The following is a 24,015-nucleotide window of genomic DNA, read 5'->3' as shown; positions in this document are numbered from 1 at the left end:
TCATGCCGGGCTGGAGGGCTCGGTGGGTGCAGTAGGTTCCGTGAGTGTGGTGGAGACCCGGCCGCGCCTGCCCGGGCGGTCCTCCCACAGCTGCTGGTAGCGCATCTGCTGGTACTTCCAGCGCTCTGCGATGTTCGCCTTGGCCTCCACCCGGCTGGCGGGACTGACCGGGTCCTCACCGAGCACCGGGTCCTCCCCGGTCTGGTAGGTGCTGGTCCACACCTGGATGATGGCCCAGGCCACGGCCGCAAGCGGTACCGCCAGCACTGCCCCGAAGAAGCCGCTGACGAGGGTGCCCACCGCCAGGGCCAGCAGCACGACGATGGCGTGCAGGCTCAGGGTCCGGCCCATCACCACCGGTTGGAGCAGGTGGCTCTCCAGCTGGTTGACCGCCACCGCCAGGGCGATGATGATCACGGCGGTGACCCAACCGTTGGTCACCAGGGCGACCACGGCGGCCAGGGTGGTGGCGAGAGTGGCCCCGATGATCGGCAGGAAGCCGAAGACGAACACGATGACCGCGAGGGGGAACGCCAGGGGAACCCCGAGCAGAGCCAGCGGCACACCGATGACGATGGCCTCGATCAGGTTGATGATGACCGTGCCCCGCACGTAGCCGCCGAGAATCTGGATCGTACGGTCCCCGGATTCGGCGACCCTGGCCCGGGTTTCCCCCTGGAACCACCGCAGGGTGAAATTCCAGAGGACGGGTCCGTCCTTGAGGAAGAAGAACAGGATGACCACCATCAGGACCAGTCCGGTGGCCACCTCCGTGGCCAGGGTGATGCCGGTCAACGCACCCGTGACGAAGGTGCCGCTGGTGAGGAAACCGGTGGCCTGTTTCACCAGGTTATCCACCGCAGTGGTGTCGATCGGCAGGGGACCGGCACTGATGTAGCTCTGCAGCTGCTGCCAGCCCGCCGCCGCGGAGGTGGACAGGTTGTCCCATTCGTTCCGGACAGCGATGACGACCTCACCCACCGCACCACCCAGCAGCACGAACAGCACGAGGAAGGTGGTGAGGGCGGCCAGCAGCCGGGGGAAGCCCTTCCGCACCAGCCATCTCACCAGGGGATATGTCGCCGCAGCGAAGATGAGGGCCACGAAGGCCGCGATCACCACCACGTACACCTGGAGCAGGAGCCAGATCCCGGCCCCGCACACCACCGCGATGAGCAGGACCTGGCCGCACCGGGCGGCACTCCGGCCCATGGAATCGGACCAGACACCCCGCAGGGACGGGGTCGGCGGGGGAGCGGTCTCCGCGTCGAAATGCAGGATGGGCCTGTCGGGGGTGTTCATGACGGTGCCTCCTTGGAGCGACGGTGCCACAGGTGGGGATCCTCCATGAGATAAGTGTGCTCCTGCCGGGGCCAATTGACCATGGCCCGGGCACTTTTCTGGCCCATAATTTTCCCCGGTCTCCGGAGGCGGGCGGGTGGGGGCTACTGGTCGGTGGACAGGCCCCGTCCGGGTAGGAAACCCGAGAGGTGGAGCGCTGAGTTCACCAGCCCGACGTGGCTGAATGCCTGCGGGGTGTTGCCCAGCTGCCGGCCGGTGACCGGATCATATTCCTCCGACAGGATTCCCAGGTCATTGCGCAGATTCAGCAGGCGTTCAAACAGTTCCCGGGCCTGACGGGTCCGTCCCGTGCCGTGGAGCGCGTCGGCCAACCAGAAGCTGCAGGCCAGGAACGCCCCCTCCTGCCCGGGGAGACCGTCGACGCCACCGTCGGCCTCGGGCCGGTAGCGCAGAACGAAACCGTCCTCCATGAGGGAGTGCTCGACGGCGGTGACCGTCCCGGTCACGCGTGGATCATTCCAGGGCAGGAAACCCACCCGGGGAATCAGCAGCAGCGCGGCGTCGAGTCCCCGGGAACCGTAGAACTGGGTGAAGGTGGCCCGCTCGGCATCAAACCCGTGGGTGCACACCTCCTGGTGGATCTCCGCCCGCAGGGCCCGCCACTGCTGGACCGGTCCGCTGAGTCCGAAGCGTTCCACGGCCTGAACCGCGCGGTCGATCCCGGCCCAGGCCATGACCTTGGAATAGACGAACTGCCGTCGTGGACCCCGCACCTCCCAGAGGGAGTTGTCGGGCTCCCGCCAGTGGCCTTCGAGGTGGTCCAGCAGCGCCCGCTGCAGCCCCCAGGATTCATCCACCCCGAACCGGTCGGAGGAACGCGCCACATGCAGGCCGTCGAGGACCTCCCCCCACACATCCAGTTGCAGCTGGGAGACTGCGGCGTTGCCGATGCGCACCGGCCGGGAGCGCTCATAACCGGCCAACCAGTCCACCTCGAACTCGGGTATCCGCCGGGTACCGTCGATGGCGTACATGATCTGCAGGTCGGCCGGGTCCCCGGCCACTGCCCGCAGCAGCCAGTCCCGCCAGGCCACGGCCTCTTTGTCATAACCCGTGTTCAGCAGCGCCTGGAGCGTGAAGGTGGCATCCCGTAACCAGCAGTAGCGGTAGTCCCAGTTGCGGACACCCCCCAGTTGCTCGGGGAGGGAGGTGGTCGCCGCCGCGACGATTCCTCCGGTGGGGGCGTAGGTCAGCGCCTTGAGAATCACCGATGAGCGGGTGACCGCATCTTTCCACGGCCCCTCATAAGTTCCCTGGGAGATCCAGTTGTCCCAGAATCGCTGGGTCTCAGCGATCTTCACCGTTGCCTCCCGGCGCGCGGGCGGTTGTTCATGGGAGGGGTGGTGGGTCAGGGTGAACGGCACGGTTTCCCCTGCCGAAACCTCGAACTCGGCCACGGTGGCGAAATGCTCCCCCTTCACCTCTACGGGGGTGTCCAGCCACACCGCGTCCGGGCCGGCGACGGCCGACAGCAGTTGTCCGTGGCGGCGGACCCAGGGGATGATGTGGCCGTAATCGAAGCGCAGCCGCAGTTCCATGCGCATCGGCACCCGGCCACGCAGTCCCTCGACGACCCTGACGACATCGGTCGCCTTGTCCCGTACGGGCATCAGGTCCACCACCCGGACAGCTCCCTCGGGGGTGTCCCATTCCGTTTCCAGAATCAACGTCCCGTCCCGGTACCGGCGTCGGGTGCAGGTGGGTGCGCCGGCGGGGGCGATCCGCCAGAAACCGGCCTCATCATCGCCGAGGAGCCGGGCGAAGCAGGCGCCGGAATCAAACCGGGGCAGGCACAGCCAGTCGATGGAACCGTCGCGGCCCACCAACGCCATGGTGCGCAGGTCACCGATGACGCCGTAATCCTCGATCCGCTGATTCATGGGTTCCTCCGGTTGTCGGCCCGTCTACTCCGGGTTCTGCCGCGCTCCGGCCGGATTCTCGTCGGTCTCATCGGCTGCGCCTTTCTCAGCAGCGGCCGGGACCGGAACAGACTGCTCCGGTTGTTCGTCCGCCTGCCTATGTCGCGCCCGCAGTGCCGCGATGGCCAGCAGGGCCAGACCGGAGACGAGGAAGGCCATCGCCCGGGGCAGTCCCTCCAGGGTGCCCAGGTCGAAGAAGACGAGCTTGACCACTCCGGCGATCGCCAGCACCATGCCGGCGTTGAGGGAGGCCTTGGCGGACATGCCCTTCGCCACCAGCAGGATCCAGGCCGCGAGGACCATCCACAGGATGCTCACCAGCGCGTGGCCGATGAGGTAGCCGAGCAGCATGCCGGCGTTGCCGTCGATGAGGTTGCCCAGCCAGGTGACGGCGGTGACGATGGTGACCATCGACAGGTGGAGTGCAGCCACCGCGAAGGCGACCTGGGCCCAGACGGGGAAATCCATGAGGGCCTTGCGGCGGGTGATGGCCACTCCGAGGAACACTGCGATGAGCAGGGCCTGCACCAGGGAGACATGGTCGGTCAGCCACAGCGGGGATGCGCCCAACACGTTGCGGGAGAGGTTCCCGGTGACGATGAGCGCGGCACACAGCCAGAAGGCCCAGGGCCACACGCGGGTCTCGTGGCGGTGGTCCAGCCACAGGATGGTGAGCACCGCTGCGACGAAGAAGACCGCAACGACGATGGTGTTGTCGATCAGCGCCCCGGCCCCGAAGGGTGGGGTGAGCGTCCACACGAGGATGAAGGCGACCGCGGTGGCGCAGACACCGATCATGCCCAGGCGGTCCTTGTGCAGGTAGCCGATCGCCGCGAGACCGACCGCGGCCGGGACGAGCAGCCAGATCGCCCAGGTGTCGTTGGCCGGGGGAGCAGCCAGCGCCAGCAGGGCCAGCGGAGCGACGATGCCGGTCAGCAGGTTGGCGTTATCGTTGTCCTTGGGGAACCACAGCGTCATCGCGGCAAACGCCAGGGCTGAGCCTAGGCCGAGCAGCGCGATGGTGAGGTTGACTGCCGGCGGGATGAAGCCCACCACGTAGACCATGTCGTTGAGCAGCCACAGCTGCAGGAACACCGCGATAGCGGCGGCGACGAGACGGGCCTGCGGGTACTCCCGGTCGCGGGTGACGGCCAGCAGGGTCAGCGGCAGGAGGGTGACCAGCCAGGTGACGGGTACATCGACGTTGTAGAAGGCAGTGGACACCGGGAGGATCGACAGCCCCAGGCACACCGCCACCGCCCGCAGTTCGCGGGCGACGGCCAGCCACAGGAAGACCGCCCACACCGCCATGAGCACCAGAGCCCCCAACCAGGCGGGCCACCATTCCAGGATCTCGACCAGGGCGTAGAGGATCGTGGCGGAGACCAGCCAGGAGGTGACGATGAGTGCCGTGACACCCGCGGTCATGCCGGCGGTGTCCCGGTCGGTGGCTGTGCGACGGTAGTTGTCCAGCCACAGGCCCGCCGCCAGCAGCGCCACGGCCAGCAGCACGGAGAGCAGCACCCGGCCCAACGGGCCGAGTAGCCCGGCCTGGATGGCCAGGGTCACGGCTAGTCCGACGCCGGCGACGGTGATCAGTGAACCGACCACCGCGATGGCGCGGATGACCTTCGTCTCCGTGGGCACGGGCGGCTTCGGGGGTTTGACCGGTTTCGGCTGCTGCGGCGGGTGGACCTGCAGGAAGGAATCGCGGGTGTAGACCGGCGCCTGAGCCGGTGCTACCGGGGCCGGTGGCGCGGTCGGGGCCGGACCCGCCGCCGTCGAGCGGGTGAGGACGGCGTCGAGGGAGCGGCGGGCGTCGGCAAGCGCGGCTTCGGCGGCTTCAAGGCGCCGCAACGTCAGACGCAGTTCCAGGGCGTCGCGGGGGTCGGTGGTCATAACAATTACACTAGGCCCGCCGAAGCATCCTGGTGAAGTGTTTAGGATGGGGAAACCCCTGAATCCTCCTAGGAGCGCCATGACCCCGCAGGATCCCGGCAACCCCTTCCAGCCGACGCCGGAGTATTACCCGTCGAACGAGCCGCCGCGCCGCCAGCGCTCCGGGCCCGCCATCGCGCTGCTGGTGCTGCTGGTGATCGCCGCCGTGGCGCTCGGGGTGTGGATCTACACGGCGCTGCTGGGCGGCGACTCCGACGGGGGCGGCACGACCGCGACAACCTCCACCGCGCCACCGACGGTGACCTCGACCGCCCCGCCCACGACCTCGGAGGCACCGGTGACCGTCACGGTGACGGAGACGCCGGCACCCACCCAGGAAGAGACCCCGGAGGCGGAGACCCCGCCGCCGCCTCCGCCACCCCCGCCGGCCGAGACCGGTTACCGGGCCCCGGCTTCCGCGGAACAGTGTGCGGCGAACGTCAACTGGCGGATTTTCCGGGCCAACGGCCAGACCAGCTGCGGCTTCGCGGAAGCGGTCGCCGTCCAGATGGCCCCCTACACCGGCTTGCCGGGCAGCGCCCTGATCTACGCCACCAGCCCGGTGACCGGTCAGGAATATGAGATGCGCTGCATCGGTCAGGGCGGGAATTCGTTTGTCTGCGAGGGTGGCAACAATGCGGTGGTCGTCCTCGAGGACCGTTCCGTGCGCGATTAACCTGTGTTTCCTCCCCAATTAACCTGAGAGGGGCTCAACTGGGTAAGGTTTTACCCCGTGAACAGGTGGTTTCCGGCCGCAATGGTGGCCGTCATGGGGGCCGGTCTGATGACCGGCTGTGTCACTGAGGTTGGCACGTTGGAGGCTCAGCTGGAAGAGGTCACCTCAAGTGACCACCTGACTGCGGAGGAGCTGCACGGAGAGCTCCGGAAGTTGATCCAGGAGGTCAACGAGGAGCACGGCGGCCGCATCGGCATTGCCGTGGCCACCGGGGACGGCGTCGTCCGGGCCGGCTTGTCCGGCCACTCCTGGGCGTGGTCGACGATCAAGGTGCCCGTGGCGCTGGCCGCCGATGCCCGCGGTCTGGCCGAGGAGGAACTGGTACAGGCGTCGATCTCGCAGTCCGACAACGACGCCGCCTACCTCCTCAGCCTTCTCATCGACAATGACCATGACGGTCTGCCGCACGTGCCTGAGCTTGCGGAGTGGCCGGGTGAGACGGAATGGAGCCTCAGCGAGCAGGCACAGTTCGCCGCCGGGCTGCCGTGCACCGACACCGTCGGGACCACCTACGGGGCGATGGGGGAGATCGTCGACTGGCAGCAGGTCGGCCTGTCGCAGATCCCCGGTGCCCGTTTCAAGGCCGGCTGGGGGCAGGACACCGACACCGTCTACACCCTGCGGCAGCTGGGTACCGCGCCGGTCGACACCGGCGTGGTCGGGCTCGCGGTGATCACCCACCCCGATGACGGTACGCACGCCACCGCCGAGGAGATCCTCGACGAGGTGGGCCTCGGGCTCAGGGAGCTCATCGACGCCCGCTCCATCAGCCCCGCAGTCTCCTGCAGGGGATGATTTGTCTTCGCGGTCGGTAATCTGTTAGGGTTGCTGGCACTACCACCCGCGCGCCTTCTCCAGGGGCTCGGGCCACAAGCGGAGATCATCCCACCTCATGCCGCCGGTTACTGCCGGTTGGATACAGGTCAAGAGTAGGGCAGCGCAGGCTGCCTTATTGCGATCTCCCGCCGTCGGTCACACCGGCAGGCGGGTTTTTGTCGTGGGGGAAGTTTCCGCAAGGTGGCACGGTATGTATTACGTAACCCGCTACTTGAGGAGTCACACATCAGCGCTGAAGTTCGCATTAATGAGCGTATCCGAGTTCCCGAGGTCCGTCTTGTCGGCCCGGGCGGTGAGCAGGTCGGAGTCGTCCGCACGGACGATGCCCGCAAGCTCGCGTACGACGCAGATCTCGACCTGGTTGAGGTCGCACCCACCGCCAAGCCGCCGGTTGCCAAGATCATGGACTACGGAAAGTTCAAGTACGAGCAGGACCAGAAGGCCCGCGAGTCACGCAAGAACCAGCAGCAGACTGTGGTCAAGGAGCAGAAGTTCCGTCCCAAGATCGATAACCACGATTACGAGACGAAAAAGGGTAACGTGATCCGCTTCCTGGAGAAGGGATCCAAGGTCAAGGTGACCATCATGTTCCGCGGCCGCGAGCAGTCCCGACCGGAGCTCGGCTTCCGACTCCTGGAGCGACTGGCAGGTGAAGTTGCTGAGTATGGCGTCGTCGAGACCCGCGCAAAGCAGGACGGCCGCAACATGACCATGGTCCTGGGGCCTATCCGCAAGGGCAAGAAGTAGCAACCGTCAACCGGGATTTAAGGACTTAATTCTCATGAAGCAGAAGACCCACAAGGGCACCGCCAAGCGTGTGAAGATCACCGGCTCCGGCAAGCTGCGCCGCGAGCAGGCCGGCCGCCGCCACCTCCTCGAGGGCAAGGAGTCCACCCGGACCCGTCGCCTGAAGGGCACCGTCGACGTCGCCCCGGCTGACGTCAAGCGCATGAAGCGTCTCCTCGGCAAGGCTTAAGCAAGCCGCCTGAAACCCCCACACCTCTCAAAGCAGTTAAGGAAGTAACAACGTGGCACGTGTCAAGCGGTCCGTCAACGCCAAGAAGAAGCGTCGCACAATCCTGAAGTCCGCCAAGGGCTACCGCGGCCAGCGCTCCCGTCTCTACCGCAAGGCCAAGGAGCAGTGGCTGCACTCCATGACCTACGCGTACCGCGATCGTCGCGCGCGTAAGTCTGAGTTCCGCAAGCTGTGGATCCAGCGCATCAACGCTGCTGCCCGCATGAACGACATCACCTACAACCGCCTCATCCACGGCCTGCGCCTGGCTGAGATCGATGTCGACCGCAAGATCCTCGCCGAGCTGGCCGTGAGCGACTTCGCCGCCTTCTCCGCACTGTGCGAGGCTGCCAAGGCTGCGCTGCCGGAGGACGTCAACGCCAAGGTTGCCGCCTAATACAGCGCACCCCGCAGCACCCGGGCCCCTGCCCGCCTTCCCCTGAAAGGGAGGCCGGCAGGGGCCTGTGTCGTCTCCCGGTACCGGTGTTCGAACAGAAAGCCCACGCGTGTCGGTGCCGGGCGCTATCATTCCGGGAGTCCACGCCTCAGCAGGCGCCCAGCCCCAGATCAGGAGAATCTCATGTCTCACCCTTTCGATCAGTCCGGCCAGCAGCACTATGACCGGGACGGCCTGCCCGTCGATGCCCCGGCCCAGCCGCAGGCTTTCCAGCAGCCCTTCCAGCAGCAGTACCCGGTCCAGCCGCACGCCGCGCAGATGCCGATGTACGCCATGGGCCAGCCGCAGGTCCACCCGAAGTCCTGGCTCGTCGCGGTGCTGCTCGCCTTCTTCTTCGGGACCCTCGGTGTGCACAACTTCTACCTCGGCAACACCTCCCGCGGTGTGGCGCAGCTGGTGCTCACCGTCCTGGGTTGGGCGACGGCGATCATCCTCATCGGATTCTTCTTCCTCGCGGTCGTCGGCGTCTGGGCCTTCGTGGAGTTCGTCCTGATCCTCCTGCGCAGCGGTTCCATGGCCACCGACTCCAACGGTGTGCCCTTGAGGTAGCTCTCCCGGTCGGGGCGGGACGGGGCCGCGCTGCTAGCGTTAGCGCCATGACCCTGGATTTCTCGGACGCATTCACCGAGCGCACGCCCCGTATCGTCAACGCCGCCAAACTGCACCGCTCGGCGGCGCGGAAGAAGGCCAACCAGTTCATCGTGGAGGGGGAGAACGCGGTGGAGGCCGCGGTGGCCACCGGTGCCGCCCGTGATGTCTTCGTCACGGAGCAGGCCGCGCGCCGCTTCGAGGAGATCCTCATCACCTGCGGCCACATGGGCGTCTACGTCCATCCCATCACCGACAAGGCCGCGAAATCGCTGTCGGACACCGTCACCACCACCGGCCTGTTCGCCGTGTGCGAGCCCGTGCTGTGGACCGCCGGCAAGGCCCTGCGCGGTCGCCCGCGGCTGGTGGCCGTCCCGGTGGAGACCTCCGAGCCGGGCAACGCCGGCACGCTGATCCGCGTCTCCGACGCCATGGGTGCGGACGCCGTGATCTTCGCCGGCGAGACGGTCGACCCGCAGTCCAGCAAGGCGGTGCGCGCCTCCGCCGGATCGCTGTTCCACCTGCCGGTGGCCCGCCACCCGGGCGTCAAGGACGTGCTCGGTCAGCTGCGGGCGGCCGGCCTGCAGATCCTGGCCACCGCCGCCGACGGGGAGATCGAGCTCGATGAGGCCGACGAGCTGCTGACGAAGCCGACCGCATGGCTCTTCGGCAACGAGGCTCACGGGCTGGGGGAGGAGCTGCTGGCGCAGGCCGATCACCGGGTGCGCATCCCCATCCGGGGGCGTGCGGAATCGCTCAACCTGGCCACCGCCGCGTCCATCTGCCTCTACGAGTCGGCCAAGGCCCAGGCGCGTGCCCGCGGCTAGCCCGGCTATGCTGTACAGGTCTGAAAATTAGCGTCCATGAGAAGAAGGGTTCGGTTTAGGCCACGTGTCTGAGACTCCTGAAATTGAACTGACCGAGGCGGGGCTCAACGCCGCCGCCGAGACGGCCGTCGCCGCCTTCGATGCCGCCACGGATCTCGAGTCACTCGCCGTCGCCCGCCGCGACCACCTGGGCGATGACGCGCCGATCCCGCAGGCCCGTCGCGCACTAGGCAGCCTGCCCAAGGACCAGCGCAAGGACGCCGGCCGGTTGGTCAACATGGCCCGGGGGCGCGTCGAGAAGCACTTCACGCAGGTTCATGAGGACCTGGAGGCGAAGCAGCGCGCCGAGCAGCTCGTGGCCGAGAAGGTCGACGTCACCGTGCCCACCACCCGCACCCAGGTCGGGGCCCTGCACCCGATCACCTCGCTGATGGAGACCATCTCCGACATCTTCCTCGGCATGGGCTGGGAGATCGAGGACGGCCCGGAGGTCGAGGCCGAGTACTTCAACTTCGACGCCCTCAACTTCCTGCCGGACCACCCGGCCCGCACCCTGCAGGACACCTTCCACGTCTCCGTGGCGGACTCCCTGCAGGTGCTGCGCACCCACACCTCCCCGGTGCAGGTCCGCTCCATGCTCGACCGGGACGTACCCCTCTACATCGCCTGCCCGGGCCGCGTCTTCCGCACCGATGAACTCGACGCCACCCACACCCCGGTCTTCCACCAGGTGGAGGGACTGGCCGTGGACAAGGGCCTGACCATGGCGCACCTGCGCGGCACCCTCGACCACTTGGCCAAGACGCTCTTCGGCCCGGAGACGAAGACCCGCATGCGCGCCAACTACTTCCCCTTCACGGAGCCCTCGGCCGAGGTCGACGTCTGGTTCCCGAACAAGAAGGGCGGCGCCGGCTGGATCGAGTGGGGCGGCTGCGGCATGGTCCACCCGAACGTGCTCCAGGCCGTGGGCATCGACCCGGAGGTCTACACCGGTTTCGCCTTCGGCATGGGCCTGGAACGCACCCTGCAGTTCCGCAACGGACTGTCCGACATGCGCGACATGGTGGAGGGCGACGTCCGCTTCACCCTGCCCTTCGGCATCCAGAAGTAGCCACCCGGTTCAGGAAGAGGAGAACAACCACATGCACATCGCACAGAACTGGGTGACTGAACTGCTGGGTCACGCCAACCCCGGCTTCGGCGTCTCGCCGGCGGAGCTCGACGGCGGTTACGTCCGCGTCGGCTTCGAGACGGAGGGCTACGAGCCCATCCCGGAGACCACCGGCCCGTTGGTCATCGGCGTGGTCAGGAGCATCGAGGAACTCACGGAGTTCAAGAAGCCCATCCGCTACTGCCTGGTCGATGTCGGCCAGGCCAACGGCACCGGCGAGCTGCAGGGCATCGTCTGCGGTGCCCGCAACTTCGCCGAGGGCGACACCGTCGTCGTGTCGCTGCCGGGTGCGGTCCTGCCCGGTGGCTTCGCCATCGCGGCGCGCGAGACCTACGGGCATGTCTCCAACGGCATGATCTGCTCGGCCTCCGAGCTCGGCTTCACCGAGAAGCAGAACGCCGGCATCATCACCCTGGATCCGGCCTCAGGCCAGCCGGGCGATGACGCCCGCGAGATTCTCGGCCTGTCCGACACCGCCTTCGAGGTCAACGTCACCCCGGACCGCGGCTACGCCCTGTCCGCCCGCGGACTCACCCGCGAGCTGGCCTCGGCCTTCGGCCTGGAGTACGCCGACGTCGCGAAGCAGCCCGAGGTCGCCGGCCTCGACCTGTCCGGCGTGCCCGCCCCCGCCGGCGAGCTGCTGGACATCGACATCCGCCCAGAGACGAAGACCGTCCGCTTCGGCCTGCGCAAGGTCACCGGCATCGACCCGGCCGCCGAGTCGCCCTTCTGGCTGCAGCGCGAGCTCATGCTGTCGGGCCAGCGTCCGGTCAACGCCGCCACCGACGTGACCAACTACATCATGCTGCTGCTCGGCCAGCCGATGCACGCCTTCGACGCCGGCCGCATCACCGGCGGCCTGACCGTCCGCACTGCCGAGGCAGGGGAGAAGTTCGAGACCCTCGACCACGTCAAGCGGGAGCTCTCCGCCGAGGACGTGGTCATCTGCGACGAGACCGGCATCCAGTCCATGGCCGGCGTCATGGGTGGCACCCGCTCGGAGATCTCCGGGGAGACCACCGACGTCTACTTCGAGGCCGCCATCTGGGACCCGAAGACCGTGGCGCGCACCTCGCGCCGCCACAAGCTGAGCTCCGAGGCCTCCCGCCGTTTCGAGCGCACCGTGGACCCCGCGATCGTCGAGGTCGCCCTCGACATGGCGTGTGCCCTGCTCGTGGACATCGCCGGCGGCACCATCAACGCTGAGCGCACCATCATCGGTGAGATCCCGGCCATGCCGACCATCACCATGGACGTCCACCACCCCTCGCAGCTCGCCGGCGTGACCTACAGCCGCGAGACCGTCATCGCCCGCCTCGAGGAGGTCGGCTGCACCGTGGTGGCCGAGGGCGAGCAGCTGCAGGTCACCCCGCCGACCTGGCGCGCAGACCTGACCATCCCCGCCGACCTGGTGGAGGAGGTCCTGCGTCTGGAGGGCCTGGAGGACATCCCGCTCGTGCTGCCGACCCCGGTCGGTGGCCGCGGCCTCAGCCCGGTGCAGCGCCGCCGCCGCGCCGTGGGCCACGCCCTGGCCTACAACGGCTACGCGGAGATCCTGCCCAGCCCCTTCATCGCCAACGACACCTTCGACGTCTGGGGCCTGGCCGCCGACGACGAGCGCCGCAACGCCGTGAAGGTCCAGAACCCGCTCGAATCCGACCGGGCCATCCTGGGCACGACCCTGCTGCCGACGATGCTCGACGCCGTGGTGCGCAATGTCTCCCGCGGGCGTCATGACGTCTCCCTCTTCGGCCTCCAGCAGGTCGCCTTCGCCCGTGCGGAGCGTTCCCCGATGCCCCCGGTGGCCGCCCGCCCGGACGAGGCGACCGTCGCTGAGCTGATCAACTCCCTGCCGCACCAGCCCCTGCACGTGGCCACCGTCGCCACCGGCAACCTGGAGCTCGAGGGCCCCTGGGGTGACGGCCGCGCCTACACCTGGGCCGATGCCATCGAGTCCGCCCGCGTCGTGACCCGCGCCGCCGACGTCGAGCTCGACGTCGAATCCGCCGATGTTCTGCCCTGGCACCCGGGCCGCTGTGCCGCCCTGCTTGTCGGCGGCCAGGTCGTCGGCCACGCCGGCGAACTCCACCCGCAGGTGCTCGAGGCCCTCGGCCTGCCGCAGCGCACCTGCGCCATGGAGCTGGACCTGTCCGCGCTGCCGCGGACCGAGAATCTCCCGGCGCCGGTGCTGTCCAGCTACCCGGGTCTGCACCAGGACATCGCCCTGGTCGTCGACGAGGACGTCCCGGCAGAACAGGTCCGCCGTGTCGTCGAGGAAGGCGCCGGCGAGCTGCTCGAGGAGGTCAAACTCTTCGACATCTACCGCTCGGAGCAGCTGGGCGAGGGCCGGAAGTCCCTGGCCTTCTCCCTGCTCTTCCGCGCCACCGACCGCACCCTGACCGACGAGGAGGCCAACGAGCACCGTCTCGCCGCCGCCGCACTGGCCAAGGAACGTTTCGGCGCGGAGATGCGCGCCTGAGCGTCCGCCTGCTGATCAGAGATCCGCGTCGACAACCTGGTAAAGGGGGATCGGCGCGGATTTTTCTGTGTGCCCCGGGGTGTGGTGCGCAATATCTGACCGGGGGAGTGGACGCGGGCGCGCATCACCGCAGGTCGAGCGCTTCGGCTTGATGCGTCAAGGTCAGATATTGCGCGGGGGTAGGCCGCAGCCGGTACCGTGGAGGCGGGCTACGGGGGCGTCGCAAAGAATTTACTCTGCATACTTTTCATTCTGATGCATAAATGTTAGGGTGTGGGGCATGACGATCAAGGTTGCAGTCGCTGGTGCCTCCGGATACGCGGGCGGGGAGATCCTCCGCCTCCTCCTGGGCCATCCCTCCTACCTCTCCGGTGACCTCGAGATCGGCGCGTTGACCGCGGGTTCCTCGGCCGGCACCCCGGTCGCCGACCTCATGCCGCACCTGCCGCAGCTGGCAGACAAGGTCATCGAGGAGACGACCCCCGAAGTTCTGGCCGGCCACGATGTCGTGTTCCTCGCCCTGCCGCACGGGCATTCCGCGGAGATCGGCAAGGCGCTCGAGGACACCGTCGTCATCGACTGCGCCGCCGACTTCCGCCTGCAGGAGGCGGGGGAGTGGGAGCACTACTACGGCTCCGAGCACCAGGGCACCTGGCCCTACGGCATCCCCGAGATGCCCGGCCACCGCGAGCAGCTCAAGGGCGCCAAGCGCATCGCCGTGCCCGGTTGCTTCCCCACGGGTGCGACCCTGGCGGCACTGCCGGCTGTCGCCGGCGGGCTGATCACCCCGGACCTGTCGATCGTCTCCATCACCGGCGTCTCCGGTGCCGGCAAGAAGGCCGCCGTCGGCCTGCTGGGCGCTGAGACGATGGGCAACCTGCGCGCCTACAACACCGCCGGCAAGCACCGCCACACCCCGGAAGTCATCCAGAACCTCTCCGAGGTCACCGACGAGAAGGTCTCCGTCAGCTTCACCCCGGTCCTGGCACCGCTGCCGCGCGGCATCCTCACCACCATCACCGCCCCGCTCAAGGAGGGCGTGACGCAGCAGGCCGCCTACGAGACCTACCGCGCCTTCTACGCCGACGAGACCTTCGTCCACCTCCTTCCGGAGGGTAAGCAGCCGGAGACCCAACACGTCACCGGCACCAACATGTGCCACGTGCAGGTCGAGGTCGACGAGCGGGCCGGTGTCCTGCTGGTCACCTCCGCTCTGGACAACCTGACCAAGGGCACCGGCGGCGCCGCCGTCCAGTGCATGAACCTCGCCCTCGGCCTCGATGAGGCCGCCGGCCTCCCGCAGGCCGCGGTCGCCCCCTAAGAACTCCGCGAACACCTACCGAGAAAGACGACACACCCATGAGCACCACCGGCATCACCGCCCCGGCAGGTTTCACCGCCGCCGGCATCACCGCGGGTATCAAGCCCTCCGGCAACCCCGACATGGCCCTCGTGGTCAACAACGGCCCCGAGTTCAATGCCGCGGCGGTGTTCACCCGCAACCGTGTCGTCGCCTCCCCGGTGAAGCTCTCCCGCGAGGCCGTCAAGGACGGCGAAATTCACGCCGTGGTCTTCAACGCCGGCAACGCCAACGCCTGCAACGGCGCCCAGGGCGACCTGGACGCCGCCGAGATGCAGCAGCGCACCGCCGAGCTCCTTGGCCTCGAGCCCTCCGATGTCGGCGTGTGCTCCACGGGCCTGATCGGCGAGCTGATGCCCATGGACAAGATCCGCGCCGGCCTGGAGCAGCTCGTGCCCGCCCTCGGCGACAACGGCACCCTGGCCGCCGAGGCGATCATGACCACCGACCTGGTGAGGAAGGAGACCGTGGTCCAGGCCGAGGGGTGGACCCTGGGCGGCATGGCCAAGGGCGTGGGCATGATCTCGCCCTCCCTGGCCACGCTGCTCTCCTGCTTCACCACCGATGCCGTGGCCACCCCGGAGATGCTCGACACCGCTCTGCGTGCCGCCTCGAAGCAGACCTTCGACACCCTCGACGTCGACGGCTCCACCTCCACCAACGACACCGTCTTCCTGCTGGCCTCCGGCGCCTCCGGCGTCACCCCGAGCCAGGAGGAGCTCAACGCCGCCGTGCTGGAGGCCTCCCTCGATCTGACCCGCCAGCTGCAGGCCGACGCCGAGGGCGTGACCAAGCGGGTCGTCGTCACCGTGGAGGGCACCTCCACCGACGGGCAGGCTCTCGACGCCGCCCGCACCCTGGCCCGCGACAACCTCTTCAAGTGCGCGATGTTCGGCTCCGACCCGAACTGGGGGCGTGTGCTCGCCGCCGTCGGCATGGCCGACGCGGACATGGACCCCGAGCACATCTCGGTCTACTTCAACGACCAGCCCGTGTGCGTCGACACCACCGGTGCCCCCGGCGCCCGCGAGGTGGATCTCTCGGGTGCGGACATCGACGTCCGGGTCCACCTCGGTGTGGACGGCCCCGGCCGGGCCACCGTCCGCACCACGGACCTCTCCCACGACTACGTCCACATCAACTCCGCCTACTCCAGTTAGAAAGAACCCCTCCATGGATTCCCTGAAGAATCTCAGCTCTGAGGCACGCGCCCACGTGCTCGCCGAGGCCTTGCCCTGGCTGCAGCACTTCCGCGACAAGATCGTCGTGGTCAAATACGGCGGTAACGCCATGGTCGACGAGGACCTCAAGGCCGCCTTCGCCGCCGACATGGTCTTCCTGCGCACCGTCGGCGCCAAGCCCGTCGTCGTGCACGGCGGTGGTCCGCAGATCTCCTCCATGCTGGGGCGCGTCGGCCTGGAGGGCGAGTTCAAGGGTGGTTTCCGGGTGACCACCCCGGAGGTCATGGAGATCGTCCGCATGGTGCTCTTCGGCCAGGTCGGCCGGGACCTGGTCGGTCTGATCAACTCCCACGGCCCCTACGCCGTGGGCACCTCCGGTGAGGACGCCGCCCTGTTCACCGCCACCAAGCGACTCGTCGATGTCGGGGGAGTGCCCACCGACATCGGACTGGTCGGTGACATCACCGACGTCAACCCGGATGCCCTGATGGACATCATCGAGGCCGGGCGCATCCCGGTGGTCTCCACCATCGCCCCCGGCGAGGACGGCCAGGTCTACAACATCAACGCGGACACTGCCGCCGGCGCCCTCGCGGAGGCCATCGGTGCGGAGCGTCTGCTCATCCTCACCAACGTCGAGGGCCTCTACACCGACTGGCCCAACAAGGACTCCCTGGTCTCCAAGATTAAGACCTCCGAACTGGAGAACCTCCTGCCGGACCTGGACTCCGGGATGATCCCCAAGATGGAGTCCTGTGTCCGTGCCGTGCAGGGCGGGGTCTCCGCGGCGCATGTCATCGACGGCCGCATCGCGCACTCCGTGATCCTGGAGCTGCTGACCATGGGTGGCATCGGCACGATGGTGCTGCCCGACAAATACGACCGCGAGGACTACCCCGCCGGAACCGTCTTCAGGAAGGACTCCAATGACTGACGCACTTTCGCAGTGGAACCAGGTGCTGATGAACAACTACGGCACCCCGCCGCTCGAGCTGGTCACCGGCAAGGGTGCGACCGTGACGGATGCGCAGGGCCGTGTCCACATCGACATGCTGGCCGGCATCGCCGTCAACTCCCTCGGCCACGCCCACCCGGCGATCACCGAGGCCGTCACCTTCCAGCTCAGTCAGCTGGGCCACACCTCCAACCTCTTCGCCACCGCACCGGTGATCAAGGCAGCCACCGCCCTCAAGGAGCGCATCGGCGACGACTCAGCCCGGGTGTTCTTCTGCAACTCCGGCGCGGAGGCCAACGAGGCCGCCTTCAAGCTGGCGCGTCTCACCGGCCGTTCCCGCGTGCTGGCCGCCGTCGACGGTTTCCACGGCCGCACCATGGGCTCCCTCGCACTGACCGGCCAGCCGGACAAGCGCAAGCCCTTCGAGCCCCTGCCCAGCGGGGTGGAGTTCTACCCCTACGGCGACCTCGACTACCTGACCAGGCTCGTCGAGGTGAACCCGGCCGAGGTCGCCGCGATCTTCCTGGAGCCCATCCAGGGCGAGACCGGCGTCATTCCTGCCCCGGCAGGCTTCCTGCAGGGCGTGCGCGAGCTGTGCGACACCCACGGCATCCTGTTCGTCGCCGATGAGGTGCAGACCGGAGTCGGCCGCACCGGTGACTTCTTCGCCTTCCAGCACGATCAGGTGCTGCCGGATGTGGTCACCATGGCCAAGGGCCTGGGCGGCGGCATCCCCATCGGCGCGACCATCGCCCGCGGTAAGGCCGCTGAACTCTTCGCCCCCGGTGCCCACGGCACCACCTTCGGCGGCAACCCCATCGCCTGTGCCGCGGCCAATGCGGTGCTCGGCATCGTCGACGACGCCTTCTGTGCGGAGGTCGCCAGGAAGGGCGAGTTCCTCGCCGAGAAGCTCCGCGCCGTCGCGGGCGTGACCGAGGTGCGCGGCCGCGGCCTCATGCTGGGCGTGGTGCTGGAACGCGGCGTCGCCAAGCAGGCGGTGACCCGCGGTTTCGAGCACGGCCTGATCCTCAACGCCCCGGCCGACAACGTTGTCCGGCTGACCCCGCCGCTGGTGATCAGCGAGGACGAGATGAACGCGGCCGTCGACAAGCTCGCCGCACTGCTGAACGAACTGACCCAGGAGGACTGAGCATGACCACCCCCAACGTGCGGCACTTCCTCGCCGACGACGACCTCAGCCCCGCCGAGCAGGCCGAGGTGCTGCAGCTGGCGGCAGAACTGAAGCAGGCCCCGCTGTCCCGGCGCCTGCTGGAGGGGCCGCTGAGCGTGGCGGTGCTCTTCGACAAGTCCTCCACCCGCACCCGCTTCTCCTTCGACGCCGGCATCGCCCACCTCGGCGGGCACGCCATCGTCGTGGACTCCGGTGCCACCCAGATGGGCAAGGGCGAGAGCTACCAGGACACCGGTGCCGTGCTCTCGCGCTTCACCGAGATGATCGTCTGGCGTACCTTCGCCCACTCCAATTTCCACGCGATGGCCGAGACCGCCACCGTGCCGATCATCAACTCGCTCTCCGATGACCTGCACCCCTGCCAGATCCTGGCCGACCTGCAGACCTGCGTGGAGAACCTCTGCCCCGAACAGGGCCCGGCCGGGCTCAAGGGGCGCAAGGCGGTCTACCTCGGCGACGGCGACAACAACATGGCCAACTCCTACATGATCGGCTTCGCCACCGCCGGGATGGACATCACCGTCATCGCGCCGGAGGGTTTCCAGCCGAAGGCCGAGTTCGTCGAACGCGCCCGACGCCGTGGCGAGGAGACCGGCGCGACCGTGACCGTCACCGACGACACCGCGGCCGCGGCCGGCGCCGATGTGGTCATCACCGACACCTGGGTGTCTATGGGCATGGAGACCGACGGCAAGGACCGCCGCACCCCCTTCCTGCCCTACCAGGTCACGGGTGAGATCATGGCGGCAGCAGGGGAGGAGGCCATCTTCCTGCACTGCCTGCCGGCCTACCGCGGCAACGAGGTCACCGCCGAGGTCATCGACGGGCCGCAGTCGAGGGTCTTCGACGAGGCGGAGAACCGGCTGCACGCCCAGAAGGCCCTCATGGTCTGGCTGCTGGAGAACCAGCCGGCATGACCACCCCGGTGACACGGACCGCCCGGCAGGCCAAGATCCTGGAGATCCTGGACAAGACCCGGGTCTACAGCCAGGTGCAGCTGTCCGAACTGCTCCTGGACGAGGGCTTCGACATCACCCAGGCCACCCTCTCAAGGGACCTCGATGAACTCGGTGCCAAGAAGATCCGCCCCGACGGCGGCCGCGCCCACTACGTCATCGGACACGTCGAGCAGGCCCTGGCGGAGCAGTTGACCGGCCCGAAGGAGAAGCTGCGCCGCATGCTCGATGAGCTGGTGGTCAACGTCGACCACTCCGGCAACATCGCGGTGCTGCGCACCCCGCCGGGGGCCGCCCAGTACCTGGCCAGCTTCATCGACCGCGTCGGCCTCGACGAGGTCGTCGGATCCATCGCGGGCGATGACACCATCTTCGTCCTCGCCCGCGAACCCCTCACCGGCCGTGAGCTGGGGGACCTGCTCACCAGCCGGTGAGGCCCCCGGTATCCTGATCGGGACCTGCAAAACATATCTTCCATAACCTTCAATTTTTCACCCACCAAGGAGCATCCCCATGACTGCACGCGTTGTCCTCGCCTACTCCGGCGGCCTCGACACCACCGTCGCCATCCCGTACCTGGCCAAGATGACCGGCGGTGAGGTCGTCGCCGTCTCCCTCGATCTCGGCCAGGGCGGCGAGGACATGGAGGCCGTGCGCCAGCGCGCCCTGGACTCCGGCGCCGTCGAGTCCATCGTCATCGACGCCCGCGACGAGTTCGCCGAGGAATACTGCCTGCCCACCATCCAGGCCAACGGCATGTACATGAAGCAGTACCCGCTGGTCTCCGCGATCTCCCGCCCCCTGATTGTCAAGCACCTCGTTGAGGCCGCCAAGGAGCACGGTGGCACCCACGTCTCCCACGGCTGCACCGGCAAGGGCAACGACCAGGTCCGTTTCGAGGTCGGCTTCCGCGACATGAACCCGGACCTGGAGATCATCGCCCCGGCCCGTGACTACGCCTGGACCCGCGACAAGGCCATCGAGTTCGCCGAAGCCAACGACGTGCCCATCGAGCAGTCCGCCGCATCCCCGTTCTCCATCGACCAGAACGTCTGGGGCCGCGCCATCGAGACCGGCTACCTCGAGGACCTGTGGAACGCCCCCACCAAGGACATCTACGCCTACACCGAGGATCCGGCCCTGGGCAACGCCCCGGATGAGCTGATCATCTCCTTCAAGGCCGGCAAGCCCGTCGCCATCGACGGCAAGCCGGTCACCATGCTCGAGGCCATTGAGGAGCTCAACCGCCGCGGCGGCGCCCAGGGTGTGGGCCGCCTCGACATGGTCGAGGACCGTCTCGTGGGCATCAAGTCCCGCGAGATCTACGAGGCACCGGGTGCCATGATTCTGATCAAGGCCCACGAGGCCATGGAGGATGTCACCCTCGAGCGTGAGCTCGCCCGCTACAAGCGCCTTGTCGACGCCCGCTGGTCCGAGGAGGTCTACGACGGCCTGTGGTTCGGCCCGCTCAAGCGCTCCCTCGACGCCTTCATCGCCTCCACCCAGGAGCACGTCAACGGCGACATCCGCCTGGTCCTGCACGCCGGTTCCATCATCATCAACGGCCGCCGCTCCGAGACCTCGCTCTACGACTTCGACCTGGCCACCTACGATTCCGGCGACACCTTCGACCAGACCATGGCCAAGGGCTTCGTCAAGCTCCACGGCCTGTCCTCCGAGATCGCCAACCGTCGTGACCGCGAGGCGCAGAAGTAGCATGGAACAGCACGGAACCAACGAGGGTGCCCTCTGGGGCGGCCGCTTCTCCGGTGGCCCGTCCGAGGCCATGTTCGCCCTGAGCGTGTCCACCCACTTCGACTGGGTGCTCGCCCCCTACGACGTGCTCGCCTCGAAGGCGCACGCCCGGGTGCTGCACTCCGCCGGCCTGCTCTCCGATGCGGACCTGGCCACCATGCTCGACGGTCTCGACCGCCTGGGGCGCGACGTCGCCGACGGCAGCTTCGGCCCCGAACCCACCGACGAGGATGTCCACGGCGCCATGGAACGCGGTCTCATCGACCGCGTCGGCCCCGAGGTCGGCGGCCGCCTGCGCGCGGGCCGTTCCCGCAACGACCAGGTGGCCACCCTGTTCCGCATGTGGGTGCGCGACGCGGTGCGCGACATCGCCATCGGCGTCACCGAGCTTGTCGACGCCCTCGTCGACCAGGCCGAGGCCCACCCGGACGCCATCATGCCCGGCAAGACCCACTTCCAGGCTGCACAGCCCGTGCTGCTCGCCCACCAGCTGCTGGCCCATGCCCAGCCGCTGCTGCGTGACATCGAGCGCATCCGCGACCTGGACAAGCGTCTGGCCGTCAGCCCCTACGGCTCCGGTGCCCTGGCAGGGTCCTCCCTGAAGCTCAACCCGGAGGCCATCGCCGAGGAACTCGGCTTCGATTCCGCGGCCGACAACTCCATCGACGCGACCTCCTCGCGTGACTTCGCCTCCGAGACGGCCTTCGTCCTGGCGCAGCTCTCGGTGGACATGTCGCGCCTGGCCGAGGAGATCATCGCCTGGTGCACCCCGGAATTCGGGTACATCACGCTCTCCGACTCCTGGTCCACCGGTTCGTCGATCATGCCGCAGAAGAAGAACCCGGACGTCGCGGAACTGACCCGGGGCAAGTCCGGCCGGCTCATCGGCAATCTGGCCGGCCTGCTGGCCACCCTCAAGGCGCAGCCCCTGGCCTACAACCGGGACCTGCAGGAGGACAAGGAGCCCATCGTCGACTCGGTGGCCCAGCTCAACCTGCTGCTGCCCGCCATGACCGGCCTGGTGTCCACGCTGACCTTCCACGAGGAGCGCCTGCGCGAACTCGCACCCGCCGGCTTCACCCTGGCCACCGACCTGGCCGAGTGGATGGTCCGCGAGGGCGTGCCCTTCCGCGAGGCCCACGAGGCCTCCGGTGCCTGCGTGCGCATCGCCGAGGCGCGCGGCGTCGGCCTGGACGAGCTGACCGACGAGGAGCTGCAGTCCGTGGACTCACGGCTCACCCCGGCGGTGCGGGAGGTCCTCACCATCGACGGTGCGGTCGCCTCGCGCACGACCCGCGGCGGCACCGCCGGTGCCCGCGTCGCCGAGCAGCGGGACCGGGTGGCCAACGCCTCCCGCGACCACTACACCTGGGCGACCACCCCGGTCCGGGCCTGAGCAGTCACCCCTGGAGCAGTGCCGGCCGCCGGTGGGGGAGCGGAACGGCACTCTCGGGGGGCCGGGTACGATACGTACCCATGAGTCTCGATCCGAAGTTGCTGGAGGTCCTGGCCTGTCCGAAGGACAAAGGTCCACTGACCTATCTCGAGGACCAGCAGGTCCTGGTCAATGAACGCCTCGGCCTCGCCTATCGCATTGATGACGGCATCCCCGTGATGCTCATCGACGAGGCGACGCCCTGGCGGCCCGCATCCGACCACACCTGAGCCTTCACCTTCCACAACCCCCGAGGATCAAGAAAAAACCATGAACATCATCGACGAGCTGAGCTGGCGCGGACTGATCAACCAGTCCACCGATCTGGACAACCTGCGCGAGGCCTGCGAGCAGCCGATCAGTCTCTACTGCGGATTCGACCCGACCGGTGACTCCCTGCACGCCGGCCACCTGGTGCCCATGGTCATGCTGCGCCGCTTCCAGGAATTCGGCCACCGTCCGGTCACCCTGGCCGGCGGCGCCACCGGCATGATCGGCGACCCGCGTGATGTCGGTGAACGCAGCATGCTCTCCGACGAGGACGTCGCCGCCAACATGGAGGCCATCAAGTCGCAGCTGCGCCGCTTCGTCAAATTCGACACCGGTGCGGACAACGACGGCATCATGGTCAACAACGCCGACTGGACGATGAACATGAACGTCATCGACTTCCTCCGCGACGTGGGCAAGAACTTCTCGCTGAACACCATGCTCGACCGCGACACCGTCAAGCGCCGCCTCGAGTCCGACGGCATCTCCTACACCGAGTTCTCCTACATGCTGCTGCAGGCAAACGACTTCGTGCAACTGCGCCGCAACTACGACTGCATCCTGCAGATCGGCGGCGGCGACCAGTGGGGCAACATCGTCTCCGGCGTAGATCTCAACCGTCGCCTGGACGCGGTGAAGGTTCACGGCCTCACTGTCCCGCTGGTCACCGACGCCGAGGGCAACAAGTTCGGCAAGTCCACCGGCGGTGGCCGTCTCTGGCTGGATGCGGAGAAGACCAGCCCGTACTCCTGGTACCAGTACTTCATCAACGTCGGTGACTCCGTGGTCATCGACTACCTCAAGTGGTTCACCTTCCTCACCCAGACAGAGATTGCCGAGCTCGAGGTCGAGGTCGTCGAGCGACCCTTCAAGCGCGAGGCCCAGAAGCGTCTCGCCCGCGAGATGACCAACCTCGTCCACGGTGAAGAAGCGACCAATGCTGTCGAGCTCGCCTCCCAGGCACTGTTCGGCCGTGCGGAACTCTCCGCCCTGGACGAGAACACTCTCGCTTCCGCTGTCTCCGAGACTGAGGTCTTTGAGGTCAACGCCGGTGATGAGCGCACCATCGTGGATCTGCTCGCGGGCACCGGACTCGTTGATTCCCGCGGTGCCGCACGCCGCGCCATCAAGGAAGGTGGCGCCTACGTGAACAACGAGCGAATCCAATCCGAGGACTGGGAACCGGCCGACGCTGATCTCCTGCACGGATCCTGGCTGGTGCTGCGTCGCGGAAAGAAGAACTTCGCCGGCGTGAAGATCAACGCCTGATTGAAGTGCTCACCGAAACCCCACCTGAGCTGGCGATTTGGTGAAGGTGGGGGAGGTGAGTAACTTAATGGGAGTCGCACAGAGCGCCGCGGAACACCGCGAGATGCACAGTGTGACAGGGAGATTAACTCGAAGTTGACACCGAGAAAACGGTGGCCTACAGTTGAAACTCCAGCCGCAGAGAAGAAGCCCGCAAGGGTGAATGGTTCAGCGTGCAAATGTTGTTTGAGAACTCAATAGTGTGCCAATGTACTTTTGTTTGTGATCATTGGTTGTGCCGTGTCACCGGCCCACGTCCCCTGGTGGGGGTGTG

The 24,015-nt window shown here is 67.6% G+C and carries 22 protein-coding genes; 19 read left to right on the top strand and 3 right to left on the bottom strand.

Going from position 1 to position 24,015, the window contains the following annotated elements; genetic code table 11:
* The 3 genes from NYP18_RS14440 to NYP18_RS14430 all read right to left on the bottom strand — a co-directional run bounded on the left by NYP18_RS14440 (position 1) and on the right by NYP18_RS14430 (position 5,180).
* Positions 1-1,302, bottom strand: coding sequence for an AI-2E family transporter (locus NYP18_RS14440; RefSeq protein WP_259428897.1), 1,302 nt, complete (start codon positions 1,300-1,302; stop codon positions 1-3).
* Positions 1,303-1,445: 143 nt separating this feature from the next.
* Positions 1,446-3,242, bottom strand: coding sequence for a glycoside hydrolase family 15 protein (locus NYP18_RS14435; RefSeq protein ID WP_259428896.1), 1,797 nt, complete (start codon positions 3,240-3,242; stop codon positions 1,446-1,448).
* Between the two features lie 24 nt (positions 3,243-3,266).
* Complete coding sequence (locus NYP18_RS14430) at positions 3,267-5,180, bottom strand: DUF2339 domain-containing protein (RefSeq protein WP_259428895.1); 1,914 nt, start codon at positions 5,178-5,180, stop codon at positions 3,267-3,269.
* Between the two features lie 79 nt (positions 5,181-5,259).
* On the opposite strand from NYP18_RS14430, the gene NYP18_RS14425 reads away from it, so the two are divergent.
* The 19 genes from NYP18_RS14425 (at position 5,260) to tyrS (ending at position 23,702) form a co-directional block, all read left to right on the top strand.
* Positions 5,260-5,895 carry a hypothetical protein gene (locus NYP18_RS14425; protein ID WP_259428894.1) on the top strand — a complete coding sequence of 212 codons (636 nt, stop codon included), beginning with the start codon at positions 5,260-5,262 and terminating at the stop codon, positions 5,893-5,895.
* A 57-nt stretch (positions 5,896-5,952) separates the two neighbouring features.
* A complete protein-coding gene (locus tag NYP18_RS14420) occupies positions 5,953-6,750 on the top strand; it encodes a serine hydrolase (RefSeq protein ID WP_259428893.1) in 798 nt (265 codons plus the stop codon).
* Between the two features lie 222 nt (positions 6,751-6,972).
* A complete protein-coding gene (gene infC, locus NYP18_RS14415; protein WP_259428892.1) occupies positions 6,973-7,539 on the top strand; it encodes a translation initiation factor IF-3 in 567 nt (188 codons plus the stop codon).
* A gap of 34 nt (positions 7,540-7,573) precedes the next feature.
* The gene (gene rpmI / locus NYP18_RS14410; protein ID WP_126119290.1) at positions 7,574-7,768 is read left to right on the top strand and encodes a 50S ribosomal protein L35; all 195 of its coding nucleotides are present in this window, start codon (positions 7,574-7,576) and stop codon (positions 7,766-7,768) included.
* Positions 7,769-7,820: 52 nt separating this feature from the next.
* Positions 7,821-8,204: a 50S ribosomal protein L20 gene (gene rplT / locus NYP18_RS14405; protein WP_126119289.1), complete on the top strand. Its 384-nt coding sequence runs from the start codon at positions 7,821-7,823 to the stop codon at positions 8,202-8,204.
* 183 nt (positions 8,205-8,387) lie between these two features.
* Positions 8,388-8,813, top strand: a complete 426-nt coding sequence (locus tag NYP18_RS14400) for a TM2 domain-containing protein (protein ID WP_259428891.1) — start codon at positions 8,388-8,390, stop codon at positions 8,811-8,813.
* A 47-nt stretch (positions 8,814-8,860) separates the two neighbouring features.
* Positions 8,861-9,679, top strand: coding sequence for a TrmH family RNA methyltransferase (locus NYP18_RS14395; protein ID WP_259428890.1), 819 nt, complete (start codon positions 8,861-8,863; stop codon positions 9,677-9,679).
* 64 nt (positions 9,680-9,743) lie between these two features.
* Positions 9,744-10,790 (top strand): phenylalanine--tRNA ligase subunit alpha, encoded by a 1,047-nt coding sequence (pheS, locus tag NYP18_RS14390; RefSeq protein WP_259428889.1) that lies wholly within the window; start codon positions 9,744-9,746, stop codon positions 10,788-10,790.
* Between the two features lie 31 nt (positions 10,791-10,821).
* Positions 10,822-13,329 carry a phenylalanine--tRNA ligase subunit beta gene (gene pheT / locus NYP18_RS14385; protein WP_259428888.1) on the top strand — a complete coding sequence of 836 codons (2,508 nt, stop codon included), beginning with the start codon at positions 10,822-10,824 and terminating at the stop codon, positions 13,327-13,329.
* Between the two features lie 280 nt (positions 13,330-13,609).
* A complete protein-coding gene (gene argC / locus NYP18_RS14380; protein ID WP_259428887.1) occupies positions 13,610-14,650 on the top strand; it encodes an N-acetyl-gamma-glutamyl-phosphate reductase in 1,041 nt (346 codons plus the stop codon).
* Between the two features lie 38 nt (positions 14,651-14,688).
* A complete protein-coding gene (argJ, locus tag NYP18_RS14375; protein WP_259428886.1) occupies positions 14,689-15,849 on the top strand; it encodes a bifunctional glutamate N-acetyltransferase/amino-acid acetyltransferase ArgJ in 1,161 nt (386 codons plus the stop codon).
* 13 nt (positions 15,850-15,862) lie between these two features.
* Positions 15,863-16,804 carry an acetylglutamate kinase gene (gene argB / locus NYP18_RS14370; protein ID WP_259428885.1) on the top strand — a complete coding sequence of 314 codons (942 nt, stop codon included), beginning with the start codon at positions 15,863-15,865 and terminating at the stop codon, positions 16,802-16,804.
* Positions 16,797-17,975, top strand: a complete 1,179-nt coding sequence (locus tag NYP18_RS14365) for an acetylornithine transaminase (RefSeq protein ID WP_259428884.1) — start codon at positions 16,797-16,799, stop codon at positions 17,973-17,975. The genes argB and NYP18_RS14365 overlap by 8 nt, the downstream gene beginning before the upstream one ends.
* 2 nt (positions 17,976-17,977) lie before the next feature.
* Positions 17,978-18,934: an ornithine carbamoyltransferase gene (gene argF, locus NYP18_RS14360; protein WP_259428883.1), complete on the top strand. Its 957-nt coding sequence runs from the start codon at positions 17,978-17,980 to the stop codon at positions 18,932-18,934.
* A complete protein-coding gene (locus NYP18_RS14355) occupies positions 18,931-19,407 on the top strand; it encodes an arginine repressor (RefSeq protein WP_259428882.1) in 477 nt (158 codons plus the stop codon). The genes argF and NYP18_RS14355 overlap by 4 nt, the downstream gene beginning before the upstream one ends.
* 79 nt (positions 19,408-19,486) lie before the next feature.
* A complete protein-coding gene (locus NYP18_RS14350) occupies positions 19,487-20,689 on the top strand; it encodes an argininosuccinate synthase (protein WP_259428881.1) in 1,203 nt (400 codons plus the stop codon).
* Between the two features lies 1 nt (position 20,690).
* The gene (argH, locus tag NYP18_RS14345; protein ID WP_259428880.1) at positions 20,691-22,124 is read left to right on the top strand and encodes an argininosuccinate lyase; all 1,434 of its coding nucleotides are present in this window, start codon (positions 20,691-20,693) and stop codon (positions 22,122-22,124) included.
* 80 nt (positions 22,125-22,204) lie between these two features.
* Positions 22,205-22,393: a Trm112 family protein gene (locus NYP18_RS14340; protein WP_259428879.1), complete on the top strand. Its 189-nt coding sequence runs from the start codon at positions 22,205-22,207 to the stop codon at positions 22,391-22,393.
* Positions 22,394-22,433: 40 nt separating this feature from the next.
* On the top strand, positions 22,434-23,702 hold the full coding sequence (tyrS, locus tag NYP18_RS14335) for a tyrosine--tRNA ligase (RefSeq protein WP_259428878.1): 1,269 nt from the start codon (positions 22,434-22,436) through the stop codon (positions 23,700-23,702).
* Positions 23,703-24,015: the final 313 nt, after the last annotated feature.

This window comes from Corynebacterium lemuris (assembly GCF_024919295.1).
Taxonomy (GTDB): domain Bacteria; phylum Actinomycetota; class Actinomycetes; order Mycobacteriales; family Mycobacteriaceae; genus Corynebacterium; species Corynebacterium lemuris.
This window is presented reverse-complemented; position numbering and strand designations above follow the sequence as displayed.